The organism is Nonomuraea sp. NPDC050310 (assembly GCF_040655795.1).
Lineage (GTDB): Bacteria > Actinomycetota > Actinomycetes > Streptosporangiales > Streptosporangiaceae > Nonomuraea.
Genome location: NZ_JBFAKP010000039.1, coordinates 1 through 21,663, shown reverse-complemented (window position 1 = coordinate 21,663; position 21,663 = coordinate 1). Strand labels below are relative to the sequence as shown.

Here is a 21,663-nt window from a genome sequence, read left to right as displayed (position 1 = left end):
GCTCGGCTCCCCGCTCCAGGGGCCCGCGACGGAGCCGCTGGAGCGGGTCGACCTCGATCAGGCCCGCTCACGCGGCCTTGGCCAGACTTGCCCGCATCGGGGCCGCGATCGACCGCGGCCACAGGAGGACGGCGCCGACGCCGCCCACGGCCGCCAGTGCCGCGAGGAGCGACCAGGTGAGGGTGAAGCCTGCGGCAGTGCCGAGCCAGCCCGCGATCGGGTAGGTGATCAGCCAGGCCAGGTGCGACAGGGAGAACTGGGCGGCGAACACCTCGGGAACCGCGGCCGGTGCGACGGAGGCCCGCAGGATGGCGCCGGTCGGCGTGATGACCAACGCCATGCCCGCGCCGATCACGGCCCAGACGCCTGCCGTACCGGCCCAGAGGCCTGCCGCACCCGCCCACGTGTCCGGCCCGGCGGCGACCAGGGTGACCGCGGTCGCGGACGCCGCGACCAGGGTGCCCGCGCCGGCCATCATCACGGCGCGGGCGGCGACGCGGCGGAGCACGCGGGGCAGCACCAGCGCGGCCAGCAGGGTGCCCGCGCCGGAGGCGGCGAGCATCCAGCCGACGTCCTGCTGCGAGCCGCCGAGCTCGTCGCGGACGTAGTTGACGGTGCTGACGATGACGATCGAGCCCGCGGCGGCGACCACGAGGTTGAGCGCCATGACGCCGCGCAGTTGCGGTGTCGTCAGGAAGGTCCGGATCCCGGCCGCCGCCTTGGCCCATGCTCCGGCGTGGGCGCTGGGCGCGGCGTCCGGGATGCGGGTGGGCGCGATGAGCAGGGCCGACAGCAGGAACCCGGCGGAGGTGCCGAGGAAGAGCCAGGAGAAGTCGATGAACGCCAGCGCGACCGCGGCCAGGACCGGGCTGAGCAGGCTCTCCATGGTGGAGGCCACCTGCGAGGCGGACAGGGCGCGGGTGTAGTCGGTCTCGTCGGCGACGATCGCCGGGATGACCGCCTGGAACGTCGGGGTGAACGCGGCCGACGCCGCCTGGAGCAGACCGATGAGCACGTAGACGTGCCAGATCTCGGTCACGAAGGGAAGAGCCAGGACGACCCCGGCCCGGACCACGTCGAGCAGGATCAGGAAGGCGCGCCGGGGAAGGCGGTGGATGTAGGCGGCGGCGAGGGGCGCGATGAGCACGTACATGACCATTTTCACGGTCAGGGCGGTGCCGAGGACGGTGCCGGCGCTCGGCCCGGCCAGCTCGTAGGCGAGCAGGCCGAGCGCCACGGTGGCCAGTCCGGTCCCGAAGAGGGAGATGATCTGGGCGGCGAACAGGTAGCGGTAGTCGCGGATGGCGAAGAGGCTCATGACGGGGTCCCTTCCGCGAGGGCGGTCTCGCGGCTAGCGGTGTGCGGCACGCATGGTGAACTCGGCGGTCCTGACCACGTCGTCGTGCTGGAAGTCGAGGTAGAGGCGGTAGAGACCGCCCGCGGGCGCGTGGGCCGCGAAGGCGACCTCGGGGCCGGTGCGCTCCTCGGGGTGCACGTGCAGGTAGCCCAGGTCGCCGACGCGCAGCGCCACCAGGTGGCCGTGCGCGCCCAGGTAGGGCTGCAGGTCGGTGACCGTCTCGCCGTCCTTGCGGACGGTGAACGCCAGTTCGCCGTGGGCCAGGCCGCCGTCGAGCGTGACCGTGTACGCGCCGACCCGCGCCTCGCGCCGCTCGGCGGGGATCGCCTCCGGCTCGTACGGCCCGGCGACCGAGACGTCGACGCCCAGCGTCAGGCTGCCGTGGTGGGCGGCTGGGTGGATGTCGGCGAAGAACCTCCACGCGCCGGGCTCCAGCCGGACGTCCACCCGCCACGTGCCCTCGGCGTCCATGACCGGGTGGACGTGCTGGAAGCCGGTGGTGTCGCGCCTGACGACGATGAGGTGGAGCTCCTTCTCGTGCTCGGTGACGAAGTCGGTCACGGGACGGCCGTCGGGGCCGATGATCCGGAAGGACACCGGCTGCGTGCCGGCGGGGAGGATCGCGCCGTCGAACTCCAGGGTGTATCCGCTCTCCGAGACGGCGAGCCCGCCGAGCTGGGCAGCGGCGTGGTGGGTCATGTCGTGGGTCTTCATGGTGTGCTCCAGGTGTGATCGCGTCGGTCGACAGCCAGGAACACAATACCCCTAGGGGGTATTCCCGCCACCACGATGTGTGTCTCATCGGCGGAGAAAAGGGGCTAGATCACTCGTTGCCCAGGTATGAGCAGCGGACCCGGGTGGTTACGAACGGCATCGCTCTTCATCGTCGCGGTTCCCGCCGGGCTGGCGGCCGGGCTGGGAGCACTGTGGGGAGCCGCGGCCCTGACCGGTCATCGGCCTCTGGCCCTGGCGGCTGGCGGCCTGGCGCTGGCGGGCGTGGTCTGGTGGCTGTGCCGGGCGGCGCTGCGGCGGGCGGGAGGCGCGGGGGTGCGTCGCTGGACGCCGATCGTGGTCGCCGGGGCGGTGCTGACGGTCGTGGCGATCCCCGTCGCGGAACTGCTCTTCGGCGGCCCCGCGCTGCGGCCGACGGCGTACGGGCCCGGCATCGCACACTGGGACCTGCCGACCGGCTCGCGCATCGCCTACACCCGCACCCCCGCGCAGGGCGACCGCCGGGCGACCCCGGTGATCCTCGTGCACGGCGGTCCCGGCGCGCCGAGCCCCGAGCCCTCGCCCCTCGCACCCGCGCTCGCCGCCGAGGGCTTCGACGTGTACGACTACCACCAGGTCGGCGCGGGACTGTCCAGCCGCCTGCCCGACGTGAGCGGATACACCGTCGCCAGGCACGTCGCCGATCTCGACGCCATCAGGGTCACCCTCGGCGCCGACCGCGTGGTGCTGGCCGGCGTCTCCTGGGGCGGGCAGCTCGTCGCCGCCTACCTGGCCGCGCACCCGGACCGGGTGGCCCGTGCGGTCGTGGCCTCGCCGGGAACCCTGTGGCCCGCCGCTTACGCCGACAACCGGCAACTGACCGAGGGCGGTTTGCGCGACCAGAACGCGGTGCTCTGGGAACGGCATCCGCGCTTCCTGGCGGCGCACCTCGTCGCCGGGATCGTGGGGCCGCGCGTCGCCCACGTGCTGTTGCCGGACGAGGCGATGGACGGCGAGTACGAGGCCATGGTCGGCGACCTCGACATGCGGGCGGGGTGTGCCGGACAGCCGTCCCGGGTGCCCAGGTGGGGGTCGGGGTACGGATTCTGGGCCAACGCCATGTCGGTGCGTGACGCCGCCGAGGTCGCCGATCCCCGGCCCGCGCTGCGCCGGGTGACCGTACCCGTGCTGGTGGTGCGCGGCTCGTGCGACTACCTGGTGCCCGAGGTCGCCGGCGAGTACGCCGAGGTGCTGCCCGGCGCCCGGCTGCGCACGATCGACGGAGCCGGTCACGAGCTCGCCCGCGACCGGCCCGACGAGTACCGGCTGCTGGTGGCGACCTTCCTGCGCGGCGGCTAGTGGACGCCGACGGCTCGCACCCGCGAGCCGTCCTCGAGGTCCGCGACCGTGTGGGCGTCGTCGACCCGTCGGGCGGGAATCGAGGGCGGGGACTTCTTGCCGCGGGCCGGTGCGCGTCTACGGCATTGCCGGGCACAGGGGGTCAACCTCGGGGGAGCGGTCATGGTCGCCTGGTACGGCAGGCGAGCCGCTCACACGGTGATGACGATCTTGCCGAAGGTCTCACCCGAGGACGAGGCGTAGTGGCGGTAGGCGTCGGGCGCCTGGTCGAAGGGGAAGACGCGGTCGATGACCGGCCGGAGCCGGTGCGCCTCGATGAGCTGGTTCATGGCCAGGAACTGGGCCCGGCTGCCGACGGCGATGCCGCGAACGACGGCTCCGGCGGCGAAGATCGCCCGGGGATCCAGGAGCGGCGGCTGGCCGGAGACGAACCCGACGCTGGCGACGTGGCCCCCGATCGCGACCGCCCTGAGCGACTGCCCCAGGTCACCGACGACGTCGACGACGCGCTCGGCACCCTGCCCCGAGGTCAGCTCCCGGACTCCGGCCGCCCAGTCGGGTGTGGCCCGGGAGTCGATGATCTCGTCGGCGCCGAGGGCGGACAGGCGCTCCGCCTTGGCCGGGCTGCTGGTGGTGGCGATCACCCGGGCGCCGAGCGCCTTGGCGAACTGCAGCGCGAACAGGGACACCCCTCCGGAGCCCTGGGTGACGACGGTCTGCCCGGACGGCGAACCGGAACCGTCGCCGGTCAGGGCGTTCCAGGCGGTGACGGCGGCGCAGGGGAGGGTCGCCGCCTCCTCGTAGGACAGGTGATCGGGGATCGGCACGAGCGCGTTCGCGTCGAGCAGCGCGAGTTCGGTGAGCAGGCCGTCCAGCGAGCCGCCCAGCTGTGGCAGGTGCTGGAGGCCGAACGGGCCGTCCTGCCAGCTCGGGAACAGGGTGGCCGTCACCCGGTCGCCGGGCTTCGCCGTACGGACTCCGGGGCCGACCGCGACGACCTCGCCGGCCCCGTCGGAGACCGGCACCACGTCCGGTTTCACCGGGAGCACGTAGTCGCCGCGCAGGATCATCAGCTCGCGATAGCTGAGCGACACGGCGCGCACCGCGACGAGCACCTGTCCGGGGCCCGGCCTGGGGTCGGGGTGGTCTTTGATCGTCAAGCCGGCGATCCCGGCCCCGCTGTTGACGTGGTAGCTGCGCATGAGGGGGTCGATCCTTCAGTTGTCGGTGGCCAGCGGGACTTCGCCTGCGGTCTTGCTGTAGCCGAGGGCCTCGATGATCCGGCCGTCGCGCACGTGCATGAGGTTCACCCCGCTGACCCAGTCCGAGGGGCCGGGGCCGTAGCGGTAGTTCCAGCGGATCGTGGCGCGTTCTCCGGCGATCACGACCTCCTGCGGCTCGAACTGGCTGGTGTGATCGTCCACGAGCGCACCCCACCACTCCAGGCAGGCCTGGCGGCCGGTGACGCGTTCCCCGGTGGGAGCCGGCTGGACGGACTCCATCACGCAGTCCTCGGCGATCAGGTCGGTGAGCAGGTCGCGGTCGCCTTCGACGAAGGCGCGGTTGAAGCGGTCGATGACCTCGGCGGTGGAACGGAAAGACATCAGGACTCCAAGTAGATAGATCGATCGGTCTACGTATATCGACCGGTTGATCTACTTGTCAATCCATGGCAGCCTGGCCTTCATGAGCGTTCGCACCCAGTCAGGCCCGCGAGAGCGACTCCTGCGGGCCGCCCACGAGCTGATCTACAGCCAGGGCGTGAACGTCGGCGTGGACGCCCTCCTCAAGGCGGCGAACGTGGCCAGACGATCCCTGTACGAGCACTTCGGCGGCAAGGACGGCCTGATCGTCGAAGTCCTCAGCTCCGCCGCCGCCGACGACGCCGCCGACTACCGGAACACCATGGACCGCGCCGGCGACCACCCTCGCGAGCGCCTGCTGGCCGTGTTCGACCGGCTCGGCGAGATCATCGCGAGGCCCGGGTTCCACGGCTGCCGCTACCTGGCCGCCGACCTCGCCCTGACCGACCCCGACCATCCCGCGCACCAGGTCAGCCGCGACTACCGGTCGCAGGTCCACGAACTCCTGAAGCGCGAGCTGGTGGCGCTTCGACACCCGCGGCCCGAGCACGCCGCCCACCAGCTCTTGCTCCTCATCGACGGCACCCTCGCCGCCGGAGCGACCCGCCCCGGCACCGACGCGGCGTCCGCCGCGCGGGAACTGGCCGAACACGTCCTTGCCGGCTGACCACCGCGGCGGACACGTTTCCCGGGGGATCGTGGTCAGTAGCCGACGGTGAAGCGTTCCCGCAGGAAGGTGCCGTGTTCGAGGGCGTCCACTGCGGCGGCGGCGAAGTCGGCGACGGTGATGCGGCTGTCTCCCTGATCGTCGAGGACTGGTTGGTCCCCGGCGGCGGTGCGGTAGGCGCCGGTGCGTTCGCCGGGAACCAGGTGCATGGGGGGAGGGCTGAGGTAGGTCCAGTCGAGGGTGTGGCCGGTGGTGCGCAGGATGGTCAGGGCGTCGGCTTGGTCCAGTGCGGTTTGCAGGTATTGGGCGGGGAAGTGTGGGGAGTCGACGAATCTGTGTCCGTCGGGTGTGAGCAGGCTTCCGCCGCCGCCGACGAACAGCACGCGGCCGACGCCGGCCTCGATCAGTGCGGCGGCTGCTTTGGGTACCAGGCGGTCGGGGCCTTTCACCGAGACGACGACGGCGTCGTGTCCGGCGACTGCCTTTCTGATGGAGGCGGGGTCGCGGACGTCGACGTCGGTGCTCGACAGTGGGGTGACTCGGTGGCCGCGGGTGGTTGCTTCGTGGGCGATGGCGCTGCCGAGGTGGCCTGAGGCGCCGATGACGGCGATGCGGCTGGTGATCGGGCTGGTGGTTCGGTTGGTGATCTGCTGGAGGAATCGGTCGATGAGGGGGGCGATCTGGGGGAGTTTGTCTTCCAGGGCGAAGTGGCCGGTGTCGAGCACGTGCAGGTCGGCGTCGGGCAGGTCGCGCAGGTAGGCGTGCGCGCCGGGTTCGGGGAAGAAGGCGTCCCCGCGTCCCCAGACGATCAGTGTCGGCGGCCGGTGCTCGCGCAGCCATTGCTGCCATGCGGGGTAGAGCTCGAGGTTGCTGCGGTAGTCCAGGGCGAGCGCCGTTTGGGCTTGCTTGCGGCCTGGCAGGTCGAGGAAGTGCTGGTCGAGTGTCCAGCCGTCGGGGGCGATCAGGCTGGGGTCGGTGGTCCCGTTTTCGTATTGGCTGCGGGTCACGGCGAGGGTGAACAGGTCGTCGGGTGGTGTCTGGATGGTGTGCTTGGCCAGTTCCGACAGGCCTTCTTGGTAGGCGTTGGCGTTCTGCACGATGAGTCCGGCGATCCGTTCGGGGGTGCGGGTCGCCAGCCGGAATCCGACGGGGCCGCCGAAGTCGAAGGCGTAGAGCACGAATCTGTCGAGGCCGAGCTTCTGGACGAAGCCTTCCATGACGTCTGCGAGCCGGTCGAAGGTGTAGGTGAAGTCTGCGGGGGCCTCGGTGTGGCCGAAGCCGGGGTAGTCGGGGGCGATGAGGCGGTGGCGGCTGCCCAGGGCGTCCATGAGTCGCCGGTACTGGTGGGAGGCGGAGGGGAAGCCGTGCAGCAGCAGGACGGGCAGTCCGTCCTTGGGGCCGGTCTCGCGGTAGAAGACGCGTACGCCGTTCACGTCGGCGAAGCCGTGGGTGATCGTGGGGAGGTCCATCGCTAATGCCTCTTTCGTGAGTTGATGCGTTAGTTGTAGCGGCTTGTTGGCTAATGCGTCAACCCGTTGATGTAGCATTAGATGCATGGATCTGTTCACGGGTGAGCTTCTGGCGCTGGACCTGGTCAACACGCGGGCCGCCACCTCCGACGGCGAGGCCGACGCGCTCGACGACGCCGCCGGCTTCACGGCGTGGCTCGCGCTGCAGACCCACCGCCTCTCGCCGCTGCCGGCGATGACCCGCGACGACCTCCCCGCCGTCCGGGCCTTGCGCGAACACGTCCGCCAAGCCCTGGACGCTGTACGGCAGGGCGGAACCGCCCCCGACGCGGTCGCGGCCATCAATCAGGCTGTGCGGGCCGCTCCGCCGTACCGGATCCTGGCCGGCGACGGCACCGCCGAGACCCGCCGAGACGGCGACGCCCTCACCTGCCTGCTCGCCCAGTTGGCCGAGGCCGCGGTGGACCTGCTGTCCAGCCCGGACGTCGAGAGAGTGCGCGCCTGTGAGGGCCCGCACTGCCGGATGCTGTTCCTGCCCGCGCACCCACGACGGCGCTGGTGCTCGCCCACGCTGTGCGGCAACCGGGTCAGAGTGGCCAGGCATCACCAGCGGCGCAAGGCCGCCGAACGCCCTTGAAACGGGGTGCGCCGCCGGGATGAGAACCCGAACTCATCTCAGCCTTGACCGCTCTCCCAGCCCTCTCCTAGGTTCGCGTTGTTCGGTGAGCCGAGCCCTCAGGAAGGGATCGTCATGCGACAGGGGCACGCATCGCTCATCATCTTGAAGGCGATGCTCTTCACCACCCTTGCTCTCGGGATCCTGTGCGTGGGTGCGGGGGTACTTCTGACGCTCTTCGACCAGCCGCGGCTCTACGACACGCCGACTTCGTATGCCCTGGTGCTCCTCAGCAAGCCCTTCCTGCTCATCGTCGGCGGTGGCTGCATGATGCTCGGCAGTGTCGCGGCGGCTCTCGGGTGCCGGTTCGCCACCTCTCCGCCCACGGAGTCCCGGTAGACGCCTATCCCTCAGGCCCGGCCGGAGTCCCCGGCGACCCGGCCTGACCTGAGGGTAGAGCCGGCACTCCTAGGCGCGCAGGGCGGCGAGCACCTCGTTCGCGGCTCGCTCGCCCTCGGTGGCGCCGCCGTTCATGAAGCCCTGGAAGTCGTAGGAGCAGTGCTCGCCCGCGAGGTGCACATTGCCCTGCGCCACGCCCTCGTAGCCCGCGTAACGGTGCAGGTAGGAGACCGGCCAGTAGGAGTAGGCGCCGAGCGCGTTCGGGTCCTTGTGCCAGGCCGACAATTGGGCGCGGCCGTTCCAGCGCGCCTTCGTGCCGGGGAAGACGGTGTCGATGTGGCCGAGCGTCGCCGCCGCCAGCGAGCGGACGTAGGCGTCGGACTCGGTCGGGAAGGGCGTCGAGGGGTTGAGCGCGAGCGCGCGCGACCCGCCGTGGTACTGGATCAGGACGCCACCGGTGCCCGGCTGCCCCTTGGTGGTGTCCCAGCACTGCTGGAAGGGCAGGTCGGTGAAGCAGTCCCCGGCCGAGACGCCGGGCCACGGGCCGGTGCCGAGCCAGGTGCGGCTGGAGAACTGCATGTTCAGCTTCGTCACGTGCCCCATTCGCGCGTCGCGCAGCAGGTTCGTCATCCGCGTGTCGAACCCGGCGCGGGACAGATCGACGCGTTGCAGCACGGGCAGCGGCAGCGCGAGCACGGTGTGGTCGGCGGTGACCGTCCTGAGCGTGCCGCCTTCGTCGAAGGTCAGCGTCTGCGTGCCGTCGCTGTTGGCTCGTACGGCGAGCAGCCGCCAGCCGGGCTGCAGCGACCCCGCGGGCAGGGCCGCCGCCATGGCCCTCGGGAGCTGGTCGTTGCCGCCGACGACGTGGTAGCGCTCGTCCGACAGCCCCCAGACATTGAAGTTCCCGGGATTCGGCTGGTAGCCGAGGAGCAGGATGAGCGCGAGCGACGACTGCTGGGCGGTGTCGGCGCCGTATTCGACGTTGTACGCGACGTCGAGGAAGCGGCCGAGGTCGGAGGCGTAGCCGCCGGGGACCCGCAGCTCGATCCACTCGCGCAGGGAGAGGTTGTCGAGCGCGATGCCCTCGGGGGTGGCGTCGTTCCATTTGACCTCACCCGCTGCCATGAGGTCCTGGTGGAGCGCCTGGTACATCTCCTTGAAATCGAGGTCGGCCTGGTGACGCGGGTAGTAGTGGCCGTTGAAGTGGAGGATCTCCTCGCTGCCGTTCGGCCCCGCGCCGGCGAAGTTGATCGTGGACAGGTCGAACCGGCGGCACAGCGCGAGCATCTTCTTGTGCTCGACGTCGATGAGCTCGCCGCCGATCTCGGAGGTCTGGCCGCCGAGCCAGTGCGAGCGCTGGGAGTAGATCCGGCCGCCGACCCGGGCCGGGTTGGCCTCGTACAGCACCGGGGTGGCTCCGGCGTCGCGCAGGGTGAGGGCGGCGGTCAGGCCCGCGATGCCGGCGCCGACCACCGCGACCCTGGCGGCCCTGGGCGGCTTCGCGGCGGGTGCGGTGTCCGCGGCGGCTCGGCGCGGCAGCGCCGGGATCGCCGCGGCGGCGAGCGCGGTGAGCCCGGCCCGCTTGAGCAGTTCGCGTCGCGCGAGCCGGTCGTCCGGAGCGGCGGCGCGCAGTCCACGCAGCTCGGCGACCGGTAAGCCGAGGCGGTCGGCGTCGCGGTGCTCGGCGGCCAGGCGCTGGAGCGCGCGCAGGGAGGAGGTTCGTGCCATGGGGGGTGACCCTTTCGATCGGTCTTGACGCCAGCCTGCGAAGCCGGGCCGATCATGACCAGTGGGCAGCGCGTAACGGATCGCCGCCTTCTGATGACACCCTGGTCAGCCCCGTGGGGCGGCGGTGTGCCGGGTCTGTTGCTTCTCTCGGATCAGGCGCCGCCCAGGTCGGCGAGGCTGATCTCGGCGTCGGGGAGCTGCTGGAGGTCCGGGCGGGCGCGCAGCCCGTCGAGCATCAGCGCCAGGTAGCGGTTCACGCTGTGTTGGGTGAGTTCGGTGCGCAAGCCGGGCATCGGGCGCAGCAGCAGGGCCATCATCAGCGTCACGTCGCCGGCGTCCACGTCCTGGCGCAGGTCGCCGTCGGCCTGGGCGCGGCGGACGAGCCGGTCGAGGATCTTCAGCAGGGTCTGGCGCAGCCGCGCTTCCTCGGGCTCGGCGTGGAGCTGTTCCCAGGTGCTGGTGAACCAGATCGACAGCCAGGTGGCCAGCCGCAGTTCGGCGGCGGCCCGGCGGACGAAGCGCGACAGCGCCCCCCAGGCGTCCGGCTCCTCGTCCTCGGCGTCGCGCGCGATGGCCACCACGCGGTGGAAGCCGTCCAGGGCGACCCCGCGCACCAGCGCCTCGCGGTCGGGGAAGCGGCGGTACAGGGTGGCGGTCCCGACGCCGGCGCGGCGGGCCACCTCGTCCATCGGCACCTCGGCGCCACGTTCGGCGATGAGGGCGCGGGCCGCCTCGATGATCTGCTCGCGGTTGAGCCTGGCGTCGGCCCGGAGCCGGCGTCCGGAACTGTCGTTTCCCACGCCAGCAGTATACGGATTCATGTCTCTCATATAGCTTTGATAAGTGGCGAATCTTGTATCACTTAGGAGGCCTGGATGGCGGCAGAGATCACCCTCGACGCGATACTCCACCGGATCGGGCACCACGGGCGCGTCGACGCCGGCCCGGAGACGCTGTCCGCCCTGCACCGCTCGTGGCGGACGGCTGTGCCGTACGAGAACCTCGACATCCAGCTCGGCAGAACGATCAGCCTCGATCCGGACGCGCTGTTCGACAAGCTGGTACGGCGGCGCCGCGGCGGCTACTGCTTCGAGCAGAACGCCGGCCTGGCCCTGCTTCTGCGCCTGGCCGGCTTCGGGGTGACGATGGTCGAAGCCGCCGTCATGCGCGCGGCCCGTGGCGAGGCAATGTGGGGCAACCACAACGCGCTGCTGGTCGACCTCGACGGCCACCGCTGGCTGGCCGACGCGGGCATCGGGGACGGCTTCCTCGAACCGCTGCCCCTGCGGGAAGGCCCGCAGGTCCAGGGAAACCTGACCTACCGGCTGGAACGCCTCGATCCGGACACCTGGCGCTTCCACCACCAGCCCGGCGGGACGATCGCCTCCTACGACTTCCGGCTGCAGCCGCGCGAGATCGCCCACTTCGCCGCCCGCTCCCGGGAACTGTCCACCGCCGCCGACTCGGCCTATGTCACCACCCTCATGGCCGCCCGGCCGATCGCCGGCCACACCCTGCTCCTGCTGTCCCGCACGCTGCGCCGGCTCGGGCCCGATGCCAGGACGTCCCGGACGATAGGCGACGTGGACGAGTTCGCCGCAACGCTCTCCACCCAGTTCCTGGTGCCGCTCGACGACCTCGGGCGGGACGGCGTCGCCCGGCTCTGGGCCAAGTCCGGCACCCAGGACGACCTTTGGCGCGCACGCGTCGGCACCGGCCCTTGAATCCACCTGCTCCATGCCGGCCGTCGGTGGTGGGGCCTGTGCTGGGTGGGCGAGGTGGAGAAGATCCCTGGGGGAGCGAGATTCATGGTCACTTCCCGCGCGCTGGATTGGAAGAGCTACGGCTTCGCCTACAGCACGGATGGACCGACGGACCCCCCCTGGGGCCAGGAGAGCGCGCGCCAAGGTTTTTCGCTGCACGGCCAGGCGCCGCGGCTCGGAACGTGGCAATGCCACGCCGGACGAGCCCATGTCGGAGCTGATCACGTCCGGAGGTGGCCGGCGGATGTGCAACGCGGGGGTCCGGATTGCACCATATAAAGATCTTCGATATATATCGATGATATGGGTGACAGATCGATGCAAGAACCGACGTTCCTGATACTGACGGCCTTGGCGGCCGGGCCGCAGCACGGCTACGGCATCATCACCGATGTCCTGCAGATCTCCGGCGAGCGGGTACGGCTACGCGCCGGCACCCTGTACGCCGCGCTCGACCGGCTCCAGGGCGAGCAACTGATCGAGGCCGACCACGAGGAAGTCGTGGACGGCCGGGCCCGGCGCTACTACCGGCTCACCAACGAGGGCGCGGCCCGGCTGTCGGCCGAAGCCGAACGGCTGCGCCGCAACGCCGACACCGCCAGCGCGCGACTGCGTCACGGCCCGGCTTTCGGTGGCGCTTCGTGAGCGCGCTGGAACGGCGCTACCGCTGGTTGCTGGCCTGGTACCCGAAAGACCACCGGGCGCAGCACGAGGAGGAGATGCTCGACGTACTGCTGGCCGCCTCGAGTCCGGGTCAGAAGCGCCCCGCCTGGCGGGACGCCCTCGACGTGCTGCGCGGCGGCCTGGCGATTCGGCTGCGCCGGATCGTGCCGACCGCCTCGCGGCGACGCTGGCGAGCCGCCACCGATCTGGCCGCCCTGCTCGCGCCGCTCACGCTGTTCGGCGTCAGCCTGTCCCAGGCCACCGCGTACGCCGGCCGGTCCGCCTTCGACCTGGCCCTCCCGGCGCTCGCCCATGCCCTGCCGTACGGGCTGATCGCGCTGCTGGCGTGGCTGGGGCGGCGCCGGGCGGCGATCGCCTGCGCCTGGGCCATGGCAGCCCTGGCAGCGGGAATGACGACGGCCGAGCTGCTGTCCCTGCCTGAAGGGACCATCGTGGCGGGCGACGTGCTGCAGGTCTCAGGGCGGCCGTTGATCGCCGCCAGCGTGCTGCTGTCGGCCCTCCCGGCGTGCATGTGCGCGGCGATGCTCACCCTCACGCCGTCTCCGGGCCCCGGGCCGGTTGGTTCCCGGCGGCTCGCGGCTTGGACGGGCGGTGTGCTGGCGGCCCGCCTCGTGGGCATTCTGTTGGGCGGGGCCTTCGGAGTCGTCCTGATGCCGGCCGCCCTCGGTGCGGTGGCGGTGATGGCGCTGCGCTCCTCTGTGGGCCGCCGGACGACTGCCGTCCTGACGCCCTTTCTTCTCGTCGCCGTCAGGCCGTCGTGGTTCACCGATGTGGCGGGTTTGACGGCGATCGCCGTCGCGACGGCTGCGCTGCTGGGTGTCACGGCGTGGCTGGCCCGCACCGCGGAAACCGCCTGACACCGCTCGTCGGAGCGAGCAGGTGACCAGTTCACCGTCGCCGGCGGCGGGTGCCGGCTGGGCCTGCTGCCACGCAGAGTCCTCGCCAAGGACGTCGGCGTGGACGAGCGCGGCGACGGCTTCTCCGCCCTCGTCCTCACCCACATCGCCGCTTCCCGTGACGACGTCGACGGCCTGCTCGCCGCCGCAGGCTCCGCCGGCGGCCAGGTCACGGGCGCAGCGCTACGCCGGGCACTTCACCGACCCCGACGGCTACCACTGGCGAATCGCCACATCCGCCTGACGGCGGTACCCGCTGTGCGGCTGATGAACTCTGGCGCGCAAGCGGTGCCCGTCTGGATCGCGGTGACGTATTTGACGGCTTGGTCGTGGTCGGCAGCGAGCATCACGCAATGGACCGAGTTGACGGGTGTTTGGCGCTAACGTGATCACGATGTTCCGCTTGCCCGCCCGGCCGGTCGTGCGGCGGCCGTTGCCCGGCCCGCCTCACCCCTTCTGGTACGCCGAGCCCCCGCGCTGGTTTCGGAGAGCCGGATGACGGCATGGCGGATCCTGCTGGTCACGGCGGCCGTCGCGGGCCTGGTGTGCCTGGCGACGTCGATCGGCCGCCCGTGGGCGTACTTCACGGTGCAGAGCAACGTCATGCTCGCGCTCTACTACGGCTGGCGGCTGGTCAACGGCCGCAGGAAACCGGCCTCCGCCGAGGTCAAAGGTGCGGTGACCCTGTACCTGCTGGTCACCTGCCTGGTCAACTACGTCTCGCGGGACCTGGCCAACCCGCTAGTACTGCTGGCCGGCGGGACACGCGGGCTGGGCAACTTCCTGCTGCACTACGTGTCGCCCGTCATGGCGCTGGTGGACTGGACCGCCTTCGACCGGTCGCGCCGAGTCCGATGGGCGGCGCCGTTCGCCTGGCTGGGCTACCCGCTTCTGTACGGCGCCTTCGTGTTTCTTGCCGGCCCCGATCTGCCGCGCCGCTATGTCTACCCGTTCCTGAACGTGGAGCGACTGGGCTGGCCGGCCGTCGCGTCGGCGTCGCTCGCCGCGCTGGCCGTCTTCGTGGTGCTCGGCTACGCCCTGCTCGGCGTCCACCGGCTCAGGGCCGAACCCACTGTCCCCTGAGCCCGCGCCGGATCCGAGCACAACACCGCCACCGTGGATGAACGCACCCAGCCGGACTGCAGCCCGCAACCCACGCAACCCTCACGACCGATCTTGAGCAGCGGGTTCAGGCCGGCTCATCCACCCGGCGCTGAAGCCCGTCGACCATGACGGCCAGAAGCTGATCACGATGTGCGGGGATCCGCTCCGCCGCCCAGGCGACTGAAGCGATCAAGGAGAAAAGAGCGGACGCGTCGATATCGGGCCGGATCGTCCCTGCCTGCTGGGCTCTGGCCAGCAGTTGTGCCCCAGCGGACTTGACGGCTTGGCAGGTGGCGTGGAGCTCGGAGGCGGGGTCGGCGAGGCTCTCGACGAGGGCGTCGACCAGGCCGCGGTAGGCCATGGCGTGCTCGACCGCAGCCGTCAGCCAGGTGGCCAGGGCCTGGTGCGGGGATGGGGAAGCCAGCAGCTCATCTGAGCGGGCTTTCAGACCGCGCAGGCTTTCGCCCAGCAATGCCTCCAAAAGTGCCTGGCGGGTCGGGAAGTGCCGGTAGAGGGTCACGTTGCCGACACCGGCGGTGCGTGCGATGTCGTTCAAGGAGGCGCCGACGCCGTGCTCGGCGAAAGCCGTCCGGGCGGTCGTCAGGAGCCGCTCGTAGTTACGTCGCGCGTCTTTGCGCCCTGCGGGCCGGGCCTGCGCTGATCGATCCACCATGGCAACCCTCCACACATTTGCCAAAACGAGGAGCCTCCTCATATCTTAGCTCACCATAAAACGAGGAGCCTCCTCGTTTTGTTGCGTACCATCCTGAGGAGTGCCATGACCGAACAGAGCACGCACGTGGCGACAGCGGGAGCCGTACCCGCTGGAGCCCGCCACCCCGGCCCGGCGCTGGCCATCGTTCTGATCTGCCAGACGATGTTGATCCTGGACACCAACGTGGTGAACATCGCCCTCCCCGACATCCAGCACGAGCTGGGCTTCTCCGCGGCCGGCCTGTCCTGGGTGCTCAATGCCTACATGCTGGCCTTCGGCGGTCTACTGCTGCTCGGCGGTCGCGTGGGCGACATCGTCGGCCAGCGGCGGGCCCTCATCGGCGGCGTCGCCATCTTCACCCTCGCCTCACTGGCCGGAGGGCTGGCCACGTCGGCGGGGATGCTGCTGGCGGCCCGTGCCGGTCAAGGGATCGGCGCTGCCATCGCCGCACCGACCGTGCTCGCCCTCATCGCCGTAGGCTTTCCGGACCCTGCACGCAGGGCCAGGGCGCTGGGGGCTTACGCGGCGGTCTCCGGCTCCGGCGCGGCGATCGGCCTCATCGCCGGTGGCATGCTCACCGACTGGATCTCCTGGCGGTGGGTGCTGTTCATCAACGTGCCGATCGGCGTCGTCCTGCTGGTCCTGGCCCCGCTGTTCATCACCGAGACCGATCGCCACCCGGGCCGCTTCGATCTGGCGGGTTCGCTGACCTCGACGCTCGGCATGACCGCCCTCGTCTATGGCTTCATCCGCGCCGCTGAGCAGGGCTTCGGCGACGTGCTCACGCTCGGCGCGCTCGGCGTGGCCGCCCTCCTGCTGGTCCTGTTCGTGGCCGTCGAGTCCCGTGCCCGGCAGCCGATCGTCCCGCTGCGGCTCTTCGCCGACCGCAACCGCGCCGGCGGCTACGTCGTGCTGCTGTTCGTGCTCGCCGCCGGCAACGGCATGTTCTTCTTTCTCACCCAGTTCCTGCAGCAGGTCCGCGGGTACAGCCCGCTGCAGGCGGGATTCGCCTTCGTGCCGCTGGCCCTCGTGATCCTGGCGTCTTCCGGAGTGGCGGCCCGGCTGCTTCCGCGCCTGGGTGCCAAGACGCTGATCGGCTTCGGCGCCGGGGCGATCAGCCTGGCCCTCCTGTGGCTGACGCAGCTGACGCCCCAGGCCGACTACGCCACGGCGCTACTCGGCCCGATGATGATCGCCGGTCTTGGCATGGGCGTCTTGCTGGTCGGAGCCACCACGGTGTTGTCCTCCGGGATCCGGGCCGAGGATGCCGGCGCCGCCTCCGGCCTGCTCAACGTCATGCAGCAGATCGGCGGTGCGCTGGGGCTGGCCATCCTCGTCACGGTGTACGGCGCAGCCACGCGCGCTTCAGACGGACCGGCCCATCAGGTCCTCACCGAGGGAGTCACCGCGGCCTTCACCGTCGCAGCCGTCTTCACCGCCGGCGCAATCCTCCTGGCCCTGACCATGAAGAACCGGCCGACTCCCGCAGGCGCGGACGAGCTCACCCGATGACGTAGGAGGCACGTTTTCCGTACAGCCACACTCTGACGCCCGACTCTGGGGAACAGCGGCTCCGCCTGAATCCGAGGGGTGCCGGCTCATGGCAGGTTTCTTGCCGGCAGCCCTGGGAGCGGGTGTGGGTGCAGTTCCCGGGTCCGCCGGCAGTCGAGAGAAGATCTGCGGCCCTGTTTTCGAGGGGGTGCAAGGGGTGCCGATGCCCGAGCCATCGGGAGGGAGCCGCGGTGACGGAGGTGTTGTTCGTTTGGGGACGGCCGCCTGGGCGGATGTCGGCGGGCCGCAACCGCACATCCGCGGACCATCGCCCAGGTAGTGATGACGCCTGCCGTACCGGATTGATCGTGATCAGCGTCCGCCGCTGTGCGGTCACTGTGTGCTCGCGAAGAAGCGGCGCAGCTCCCTGGCCACCAGGGGTGGGTTCCCACCTCTGTTCCTGTTGCCTGAGCCGCCATGGTTGAGCGTGGCGAACTCGACGCGCTGCGCGTCGGGCAGCAGGCGCTCCAGCTCGTCGAGCGCGGTCTTCAGGTAGGCCGGGCTCCTGCCGCCGCCCATGAGGAGGACATCGGCCTCGATGCCGGCGAAGCGCTGCGCCTGGTCTGTCGTCTCGATGAGGAGTTCGACGTCGTAGTGGAAGGTGGGGACGAGTCGCAGCATGTCGCCGAGCATGAGCCGGACGAGGGGTTTGAGCAGCCACCCGGGCAGGGCGTGCCCGAACATCTGAGTCGCCTTTGTCGCGATGACCAGTGCTTCGGCGAGGTTGCCCGCCTCGATCTCCCGGTCGAAGCGGGACAGCCAATCAGTGGCCAGCGAGCCGTTGATCGACAGAGGGGGCTCGTAGATGGCGACCTTGCGTACCGTCGGCAGTTCGAGGGCCGCCTGCAGGCAGATGATGGCGCCTGAGCTGAGCCCGAACAGGGCGTGGGCGTCGGTTGCGGTGATCAGCGCTTCGAGGTCCTCGACCTCCTTGCGTAGGCGGTAGCCGGCTCCGTGAGGGCCGCTCGCCCCGCGGCCGCGCCGGTCGGGAAGGTAGACGGTGAACTCGCCGGACAGTTCCTCGGCCAGTTGCACGTGGCTTTCCGCCGTCTCCATGCCGCCGTGAACGAGGATGACGGCCGGACCGCGGTTGCCTTGTTGCTGGTAGCCGATGGTGGTTCCGTCCGAGGAGGTCACGGAGTTCGAGACGCGTGCCGCAGGTGCATCCATCGTGGTCGTCCTTTCTGACGTGCCTCGACCGGCCTCAGGATTCCACCTTAACGCGATATAGCTCGATAGCTCCTGGGCTCGGACCGCCGCCGCCGACTGCGCCCGCCGCGGTTGCTGAACAGGTTGGCCCGTGCGGAGAACCTGTTGGCGGCGTCGCGGCGCGTGATGCGCCGGCGAGCATCAGCGGAGGGAGGTGGGGCGGTCAGATCCCTGGCCAGGTGGCTTGGGTGCGCGTCGGCGGTGCTTGAAGCTGCGTCCTACTCCGTGGTTCGCGACAGCCCGCCTCGGTGAGCCCGGCCGTACAGCGGATGCACAGCGTCGCCAAAGCGGCCGCTCCTAACGTCTTGGCTGACTGGCCAGACGGCAAGGAGAGACGCACGACACGCAAGCTGGCAGTGACGATCGCAGGGCTGGCCGCGTTCGGGGCGCTGACCCTGCCCGGAACTGCGAACGCCGACCCGGCACCGCCCGGCGGCTGCACCGCCTGGGCCGTTGGCAGCGATGGGGCGGGAATCGCGGCAGCTACCGGGTCGAGACCAGGTCCCTGTAGTAGCGAGCCGCCCGGCGGGAGGGGTTCCCCGCCGGGCGGCCGCCTCTGATCAGGTCGGGTGTCCGGCAAGGTTCTCGCTGTCAGCGTCGCGCCGGGGGTCGCCCGGAGTGGGAACGCGAGCACCGGGTTGAATCCGCTCTTCTCCATGACTCGGCCCGATGCCTGACGTCTTCGAGTAGACCGTTGCTCCCGACGACGACGGTCGCGGCCAGACCCCGGGGCCGTCCCTACTCGAGGAAGGGCAGGAGTGCCGGCTTTCCTGAGACATGCTTCGCCAGCCACAAAGCTGTGACGTCACGCCTGGGCCCGAGTGTGGGCGCCGGACCAGCCTCAATCCTTGACTGTCTGGTCGGCCGGTTGAATTCTGGTCGACACGCTTGAGCCTGCGGCGTGAGTAGGTGAGGGTTGCGGCCGGTCGGGGCCACTTCCATCGGCACATGGAACACATCGGGCGGGCCGACCCCATTCGCTACGTCCAGCGAGGTGAGACCGGCCCGATTCCAGCGGCTGATGACCCCGCACCCGCGGCTTCCATGAACCTCGAGCGCGCTCTTACCGCCGCCGCGTGACCCGGCGATCTTGAAGATTTCGAACATATGGTAAATAAAAGGGGTTAAGAGCTGACCGAAATATGCAATAGATTGAAGGATCCACGTGCTCAGGAAGACCCTGACGACCGCCGCGTTCACCCTCCTTGCCGCCACCCCGCTGGTGGCGAGCCCGACGGCCGCGAACGCGGACGTCTACTGCGGTGCCGGATACAACGTCGTGCACAAGAGCGAGGTGTACAACTACACCAAGGTCTGGGGCACGGTGTACCTGACCTACAACAGCAGCACCGGCAAGAACTGCGCCACCGTCGTCAAGAGCAACTACGTCGGCGTCGACACCTGGACCAACGTCACCCTCACGGTCCAGGGCGGCAGCAGCTACGGCCTCAGTGAGACCGTGAAGTACTACGGTGGCCCGGTCTACGCCAGCGCCCGGGGCGCGTGTGTGAAGTACTCGGCCGTCATCGAGGCCCCCAGCGGTGCCCGCGCCATCGGCGGGCGCTCCACGTGGGGCAACTGCGGCTGACCCGGACCGGGCGTCGAGCCGTCTCCGGCTCGACGCCCGCTTGTCCGAAACAACCCCCGACCGAGATGGTCCGAAGAGGCCAACACCATGGGCAGTGGGGGCTCGATCATGGGGTTCGGCGTCTGACCCGCTGGGCTGCCGAGGATGGCTCTGCGATGGATCCGAGGGCCGGCCAGGCGACCTCGTCGACGGCGAGCCATGGTGCGACCGCCAGGGCCGTGGGGGTGAGCCCGGCGAACGACGCGACCTCGCGGTGCAGGTGGGACTGGTCGGCGTAGCCGTTCTCGGCGGCTACTCGGGCGGCGGCGTGGCCGGCCGCGAGAAGGTGGGCGGCGTGGTCGAAGCGCACCAGCCGGACGGCGCACTTGGGGGTGATCCCGAGCTGGGACCGGAAGCGGGACCACAGGCGCTTGCGGCTCCAGCCGACCTCGTCCGCCAGGCCGTCGACCCGGACCTGGCCCCGGCTGGACAGCGTGCGCCGCCAGGCGTGGGCGACCTGGGGGTCGACGGGCGGGTGGTCGCTCAGCCGCCGCCCCAGGAGGTCCACCGCTTCCGCGAAGCGTTCGTCCCACGACGTGGCGGAGCGCAGCCTGTCCTCGGCCTCGCCGGCGTCGCGGCCCCAGATGTCCTCAAGGGTTGCCACCGTCCCGCTGAGCTCGGCCGATGCGCCGCCCAGCAACGCGGCCGCCGCGACCGGATCCAGCCGGATCTGGAGCAACTGCCCGGTTCCCCGGCCGGTGGCCTGGAGATCGCCGGGGAGCAGCCCGACGACGACGCTGCCGCGCTTGTGCCGGCCGGAGGTCTCGTAGGCGACGCCCTCTCCCTCGCCCAGATCGACGAGCAGGGTGACGGACGGGTGGACGATCATGGAGATGTCCACCGGGGCCGGGGCACGATGGCTGAACCCGGCCATGCTGACCCCCGGCAGCCGAACCGGCGAGCGTGGGACGGCGATGTCCACCCACACCTGGTCAGAGGGCATCCCGGCAGGCAACACCAGGCCAGTCTAGGCAGGCCCTGATCGGTGCTCGATTCGGGGTGAGACGGTTGTAGTGGGCGGGGTCGGCGGTGCGGGCGCCGGTCGAGTATTCGAAGGTGAAGCCCGGCCACAGGGTGGTGTTGACCCCGCGCCCGTCCAGGTACCAGCTCTGGCAGTCGCCCTGGCTCCAGACCGCCTTTCGGAGCCGCGGGTGGATGCGGGCGGTGTAGCGGCGCATGGCGGACGGGGTGACCTCGACGGTGGCGGCGTCCGCGTCCCGGAGCAGGCGCAGGCAGCTCAGGATGTGCTGGATCTGTACTTCGATCACGAAGATGACGGAGTTGTGGCCCAGTCCGGTGTTGGGGCCGAGGAGCAATCCGGCGCCGATGATGGCGAGGGGCGGGGTTCGAGGCGGGGCTGCGCCGGCGGGTGCGGGACCTCGACCGAGGGGGTCACGTCGAGCCGGCGGCCTTGCTGCGTGACGCCCTGATCACCGTCGTCGAGTTCGCGCAGGTGTCGGGCGCGGACCTGCTCCTGCCCGCGGAGCTGCTTCCCGACGCCGACTGGGCCGGGCGGAGCGCACGGGAACTGCTGATCACCGCCGCCGAGGGTCATGCCGCGAGGATCGGGGACAAGCTGCCGCACGGGCTCAGGCTCTTGCTCGACACGGCCCGCCTGGCCCGGCACCCGAACTGACGGCGGTTCAGCCGGGCCCGCTCGCGCCGATGGTCTTACCGGTGTCGGGCACGTCGACGACCATGTGCACGCCCGGCATGGCGCGAAGCTTCGCCTGTACGGCGGAGCGGTCGGCGTCCGGCTTCAGCTTCACCAGGAACGCCCCGGGGTTGAGGTCGCCCCACGGGGGGTGATCGGGGAACCATCGGGGCAGTTCCTCCGGGGAAGCCTCGTAGACCACGTCGACCTGCGGCATCGCCACCACGGTCCGCACGATCTCCTCCGACACCGACGTCGGGATGGCCGGATCCTGCACCACCGCGATCAGACGGTCGGGACCTGGCTGGGTCACGGCCCGGAGGACCAGGTATCCCCCGACGCCCGCGACGACCAGGGCGAGGCAGGTCGCGGCGATGACGAGGGCGAACAGGCCCGGCTTCCGCTTGGGCGGCGGATGGTGGGGGAGCGGGGGTTGGTTCACCTCCGACAGACTAGACGTGAGCTGCCCCGTTCTGTCAGCGGCTGCCGACCGCCTTCAAGATCCGCAGCGCGCCGGTCAGCAGGCCGGCCCAGGCCTCGGGGGAGACGCGGCCGGGCGGGGAGAAGCCCA

General features: G+C 70.6%; 24 protein-coding genes. 12 read left to right on the top strand and 12 right to left on the bottom strand.

The window, feature by feature from the left end; translation table 11 throughout:
- Nucleotides 1–67: 67 nt before the first annotated feature.
- Nucleotides 68–1,318, bottom strand: coding sequence for an MFS transporter (locus AB0I67_RS41735; RefSeq protein ID WP_357936279.1), 1,251 nt, complete (start codon nucleotides 1,316–1,318; stop codon nucleotides 68–70).
- 33 nt (nucleotides 1,319–1,351) lie between these two features.
- A complete protein-coding gene (locus AB0I67_RS41730) occupies nucleotides 1,352–2,071 on the bottom strand; it encodes a hypothetical protein (protein WP_357936277.1) in 720 nt (239 codons plus the stop codon).
- A gap of 126 nt (nucleotides 2,072–2,197) precedes the next feature.
- Here AB0I67_RS41730 and AB0I67_RS41725 point away from each other — a divergent pair, with 126 nt between their 5' ends.
- The gene (locus AB0I67_RS41725; protein ID WP_357936275.1) at nucleotides 2,198–3,427 is read left to right on the top strand and encodes an alpha/beta fold hydrolase; all 1,230 of its coding nucleotides are present in this window, start codon (nucleotides 2,198–2,200) and stop codon (nucleotides 3,425–3,427) included.
- A gap of 191 nt (nucleotides 3,428–3,618) precedes the next feature.
- Here the strand turns inward: AB0I67_RS41725 and AB0I67_RS41720 are convergent, their stop codons facing one another.
- Nucleotides 3,619–4,629 (bottom strand): NAD(P)-dependent alcohol dehydrogenase, encoded by a 1,011-nt coding sequence (locus tag AB0I67_RS41720; protein WP_357936273.1) that lies wholly within the window; start codon nucleotides 4,627–4,629, stop codon nucleotides 3,619–3,621.
- A 15-nt stretch (nucleotides 4,630–4,644) separates the two neighbouring features.
- Nucleotides 4,645–5,031, bottom strand: coding sequence for a nuclear transport factor 2 family protein (locus AB0I67_RS41715; RefSeq protein ID WP_357936271.1), 387 nt, complete (start codon nucleotides 5,029–5,031; stop codon nucleotides 4,645–4,647).
- An 82-nt stretch (nucleotides 5,032–5,113) separates the two neighbouring features.
- On the opposite strand from AB0I67_RS41715, the gene AB0I67_RS41710 reads away from it, so the two are divergent.
- A complete protein-coding gene (locus tag AB0I67_RS41710) occupies nucleotides 5,114–5,677 on the top strand; it encodes a TetR/AcrR family transcriptional regulator (RefSeq protein ID WP_357936269.1) in 564 nt (187 codons plus the stop codon).
- 35 nt (nucleotides 5,678–5,712) lie between these two features.
- Here the strand turns inward: AB0I67_RS41710 and AB0I67_RS41705 are convergent, their stop codons facing one another.
- Nucleotides 5,713–7,146 (bottom strand): alpha/beta fold hydrolase, encoded by a 1,434-nt coding sequence (locus tag AB0I67_RS41705; RefSeq protein ID WP_357936267.1) that lies wholly within the window; start codon nucleotides 7,144–7,146, stop codon nucleotides 5,713–5,715.
- Nucleotides 7,147–7,231: 85 nt separating this feature from the next.
- Here AB0I67_RS41705 and AB0I67_RS41700 point away from each other — a divergent pair, with 85 nt between their 5' ends.
- Nucleotides 7,232–7,783 (top strand): ABATE domain-containing protein, encoded by a 552-nt coding sequence (locus tag AB0I67_RS41700; RefSeq protein ID WP_357936265.1) that lies wholly within the window; start codon nucleotides 7,232–7,234, stop codon nucleotides 7,781–7,783.
- Nucleotides 7,784–7,936: 153 nt separating this feature from the next.
- Nucleotides 7,937–8,161, top strand: coding sequence for a hypothetical protein (locus AB0I67_RS41695; protein WP_357936263.1), 225 nt, complete (start codon nucleotides 7,937–7,939; stop codon nucleotides 8,159–8,161).
- Between the two features lie 69 nt (nucleotides 8,162–8,230).
- Here the strand turns inward: AB0I67_RS41695 and AB0I67_RS41690 are convergent, their stop codons facing one another.
- Nucleotides 8,231–9,889, bottom strand: a complete 1,659-nt coding sequence (locus AB0I67_RS41690) for an NAD(P)/FAD-dependent oxidoreductase (protein ID WP_357936261.1) — start codon at nucleotides 9,887–9,889, stop codon at nucleotides 8,231–8,233.
- A gap of 152 nt (nucleotides 9,890–10,041) precedes the next feature.
- A complete protein-coding gene (locus AB0I67_RS41685) occupies nucleotides 10,042–10,689 on the bottom strand; it encodes a TetR family transcriptional regulator (protein WP_357936259.1) in 648 nt (215 codons plus the stop codon).
- Nucleotides 10,690–10,764: 75 nt separating this feature from the next.
- On the opposite strand from AB0I67_RS41685, the gene AB0I67_RS41680 reads away from it, so the two are divergent.
- The 5 genes from AB0I67_RS41680 (at nucleotide 10,765) to AB0I67_RS41660 (ending at nucleotide 14,315) form a co-directional block, all read left to right on the top strand.
- Nucleotides 10,765–11,613 (top strand): arylamine N-acetyltransferase, encoded by an 849-nt coding sequence (locus tag AB0I67_RS41680; protein WP_357936257.1) that lies wholly within the window; start codon nucleotides 10,765–10,767, stop codon nucleotides 11,611–11,613.
- Between the two features lie 390 nt (nucleotides 11,614–12,003).
- Nucleotides 12,004–12,297, top strand: a complete 294-nt coding sequence (locus AB0I67_RS41675) for a helix-turn-helix transcriptional regulator (protein ID WP_357936255.1) — start codon at nucleotides 12,004–12,006, stop codon at nucleotides 12,295–12,297.
- Nucleotides 12,294–13,193 carry a hypothetical protein gene (locus AB0I67_RS41670; RefSeq protein ID WP_357936253.1) on the top strand — a complete coding sequence of 300 codons (900 nt, stop codon included), beginning with the start codon at nucleotides 12,294–12,296 and terminating at the stop codon, nucleotides 13,191–13,193. Before AB0I67_RS41675 ends, AB0I67_RS41670 begins: the two co-directional genes overlap by 4 nt.
- Before the next feature lie 99 nt (nucleotides 13,194–13,292).
- A complete protein-coding gene (locus AB0I67_RS41665; RefSeq protein ID WP_357936251.1) occupies nucleotides 13,293–13,616 on the top strand; it encodes a hypothetical protein in 324 nt (107 codons plus the stop codon).
- Between the two features lie 111 nt (nucleotides 13,617–13,727).
- On the top strand, nucleotides 13,728–14,315 hold the full coding sequence (locus AB0I67_RS41660) for a Pr6Pr family membrane protein (RefSeq protein ID WP_357936249.1): 588 nt from the start codon (nucleotides 13,728–13,730) through the stop codon (nucleotides 14,313–14,315).
- A 106-nt stretch (nucleotides 14,316–14,421) separates the two neighbouring features.
- Here AB0I67_RS41660 and AB0I67_RS41655 read toward each other — a convergent pair whose 3' ends face one another.
- Nucleotides 14,422–15,009 (bottom strand): helix-turn-helix domain-containing protein, encoded by a 588-nt coding sequence (locus AB0I67_RS41655; protein ID WP_357936247.1) that lies wholly within the window; start codon nucleotides 15,007–15,009, stop codon nucleotides 14,422–14,424.
- Between the two features lie 105 nt (nucleotides 15,010–15,114).
- On the opposite strand from AB0I67_RS41655, the gene AB0I67_RS41650 reads away from it, so the two are divergent.
- Nucleotides 15,115–16,563, top strand: coding sequence for an MFS transporter (locus AB0I67_RS41650; protein WP_357936245.1), 1,449 nt, complete (start codon nucleotides 15,115–15,117; stop codon nucleotides 16,561–16,563).
- A 372-nt stretch (nucleotides 16,564–16,935) separates the two neighbouring features.
- Here the strand turns inward: AB0I67_RS41650 and AB0I67_RS41645 are convergent, their stop codons facing one another.
- Nucleotides 16,936–17,772 carry an alpha/beta hydrolase gene (locus AB0I67_RS41645; RefSeq protein WP_357936243.1) on the bottom strand — a complete coding sequence of 279 codons (837 nt, stop codon included), beginning with the start codon at nucleotides 17,770–17,772 and terminating at the stop codon, nucleotides 16,936–16,938.
- Between the two features lie 1,204 nt (nucleotides 17,773–18,976).
- Here AB0I67_RS41645 and AB0I67_RS41640 point away from each other — a divergent pair.
- Nucleotides 18,977–19,399, top strand: a complete 423-nt coding sequence (locus AB0I67_RS41640) for a hypothetical protein (RefSeq protein WP_357936241.1) — start codon at nucleotides 18,977–18,979, stop codon at nucleotides 19,397–19,399.
- Nucleotides 19,400–19,505: 106 nt separating this feature from the next.
- On the opposite strand, the gene AB0I67_RS41635 is transcribed toward AB0I67_RS41640, so the two are convergent.
- Nucleotides 19,506–20,381 carry a helix-turn-helix domain-containing protein gene (locus AB0I67_RS41635; RefSeq protein ID WP_357936239.1) on the bottom strand — a complete coding sequence of 292 codons (876 nt, stop codon included), beginning with the start codon at nucleotides 20,379–20,381 and terminating at the stop codon, nucleotides 19,506–19,508.
- Nucleotides 20,371–20,706 carry a hypothetical protein gene (locus AB0I67_RS41630; protein ID WP_357936237.1) on the bottom strand — a complete coding sequence of 112 codons (336 nt, stop codon included), beginning with the start codon at nucleotides 20,704–20,706 and terminating at the stop codon, nucleotides 20,371–20,373. The genes AB0I67_RS41635 and AB0I67_RS41630 overlap by 11 nt, the downstream gene beginning before the upstream one ends.
- Nucleotides 20,707–20,807: 101 nt before the next feature.
- Here AB0I67_RS41630 and AB0I67_RS41625 point away from each other — a divergent pair, with 101 nt between their 5' ends.
- Nucleotides 20,808–21,074, top strand: a complete 267-nt coding sequence (locus AB0I67_RS41625; RefSeq protein WP_357936235.1) for a hypothetical protein — start codon at nucleotides 20,808–20,810, stop codon at nucleotides 21,072–21,074.
- Nucleotides 21,075–21,081: 7 nt separating this feature from the next.
- Here the strand turns inward: AB0I67_RS41625 and AB0I67_RS41620 are convergent, their stop codons facing one another.
- Nucleotides 21,082–21,534, bottom strand: coding sequence for a hypothetical protein (locus AB0I67_RS41620; RefSeq protein ID WP_357936233.1), 453 nt, complete (start codon nucleotides 21,532–21,534; stop codon nucleotides 21,082–21,084).
- Between the last annotated feature and the right edge of the window lie 129 nt (nucleotides 21,535–21,663).

What these genes read in the sequence shown, in the direction of transcription:
- AB0I67_RS41730 (WP_357936277.1), bottom strand. Translation starts at nt 2,071, where the DNA reads ATGAAGACCCACGACATGACCCACCACGCCGCTGCCCAGCTCGGCGGG.
- AB0I67_RS41715 (WP_357936271.1), bottom strand. Translation starts at nt 5,031, where the DNA reads ATGTCTTTCCGTTCCACCGCCGAGGTCATCGACCGCTTCAACCGCGCC.
- AB0I67_RS41645 (WP_357936243.1), bottom strand. Translation starts at nt 17,772, where the DNA reads ATGGATGCACCTGCGGCACGCGTCTCGAACTCCGTGACCTCCTCGGAC.
- AB0I67_RS41650 (WP_357936245.1), top strand. Translation starts at nt 15,115, where the DNA reads ATGACCGAACAGAGCACGCACGTGGCGACAGCGGGAGCCGTACCCGCT.
- AB0I67_RS41680 (WP_357936257.1), top strand. Translation starts at nt 10,765, where the DNA reads ATGGCGGCAGAGATCACCCTCGACGCGATACTCCACCGGATCGGGCAC.
- AB0I67_RS41700 (WP_357936265.1), top strand. Translation starts at nt 7,232, where the DNA reads ATGGATCTGTTCACGGGTGAGCTTCTGGCGCTGGACCTGGTCAACACG.
- AB0I67_RS41690 (WP_357936261.1), bottom strand. Translation starts at nt 9,889, where the DNA reads ATGGCACGAACCTCCTCCCTGCGCGCGCTCCAGCGCCTGGCCGCCGAG.
- AB0I67_RS41710 (WP_357936269.1), top strand. Translation starts at nt 5,114, where the DNA reads ATGAGCGTTCGCACCCAGTCAGGCCCGCGAGAGCGACTCCTGCGGGCC.
- AB0I67_RS41695 (WP_357936263.1), top strand. Translation starts at nt 7,937, where the DNA reads ATGCTCTTCACCACCCTTGCTCTCGGGATCCTGTGCGTGGGTGCGGGG.
- AB0I67_RS41655 (WP_357936247.1), bottom strand. Translation starts at nt 15,009, where the DNA reads ATGGTGGATCGATCAGCGCAGGCCCGGCCCGCAGGGCGCAAAGACGCG.
- AB0I67_RS41720 (WP_357936273.1), bottom strand. Translation starts at nt 4,629, where the DNA reads ATGCGCAGCTACCACGTCAACAGCGGGGCCGGGATCGCCGGCTTGACG.
- AB0I67_RS41705 (WP_357936267.1), bottom strand. Translation starts at nt 7,146, where the DNA reads ATGGACCTCCCCACGATCACCCACGGCTTCGCCGACGTGAACGGCGTA.
- AB0I67_RS41735 (WP_357936279.1), bottom strand. Translation starts at nt 1,318, where the DNA reads ATGAGCCTCTTCGCCATCCGCGACTACCGCTACCTGTTCGCCGCCCAG.
- AB0I67_RS41725 (WP_357936275.1), top strand. Translation starts at nt 2,198, where the DNA reads ATGAGCAGCGGACCCGGGTGGTTACGAACGGCATCGCTCTTCATCGTC.
- AB0I67_RS41660 (WP_357936249.1), top strand. Translation starts at nt 13,728, where the DNA reads ATGACGGCATGGCGGATCCTGCTGGTCACGGCGGCCGTCGCGGGCCTG.
- AB0I67_RS41635 (WP_357936239.1), bottom strand. Translation starts at nt 20,381, where the DNA reads ATGCCCTCTGACCAGGTGTGGGTGGACATCGCCGTCCCACGCTCGCCG.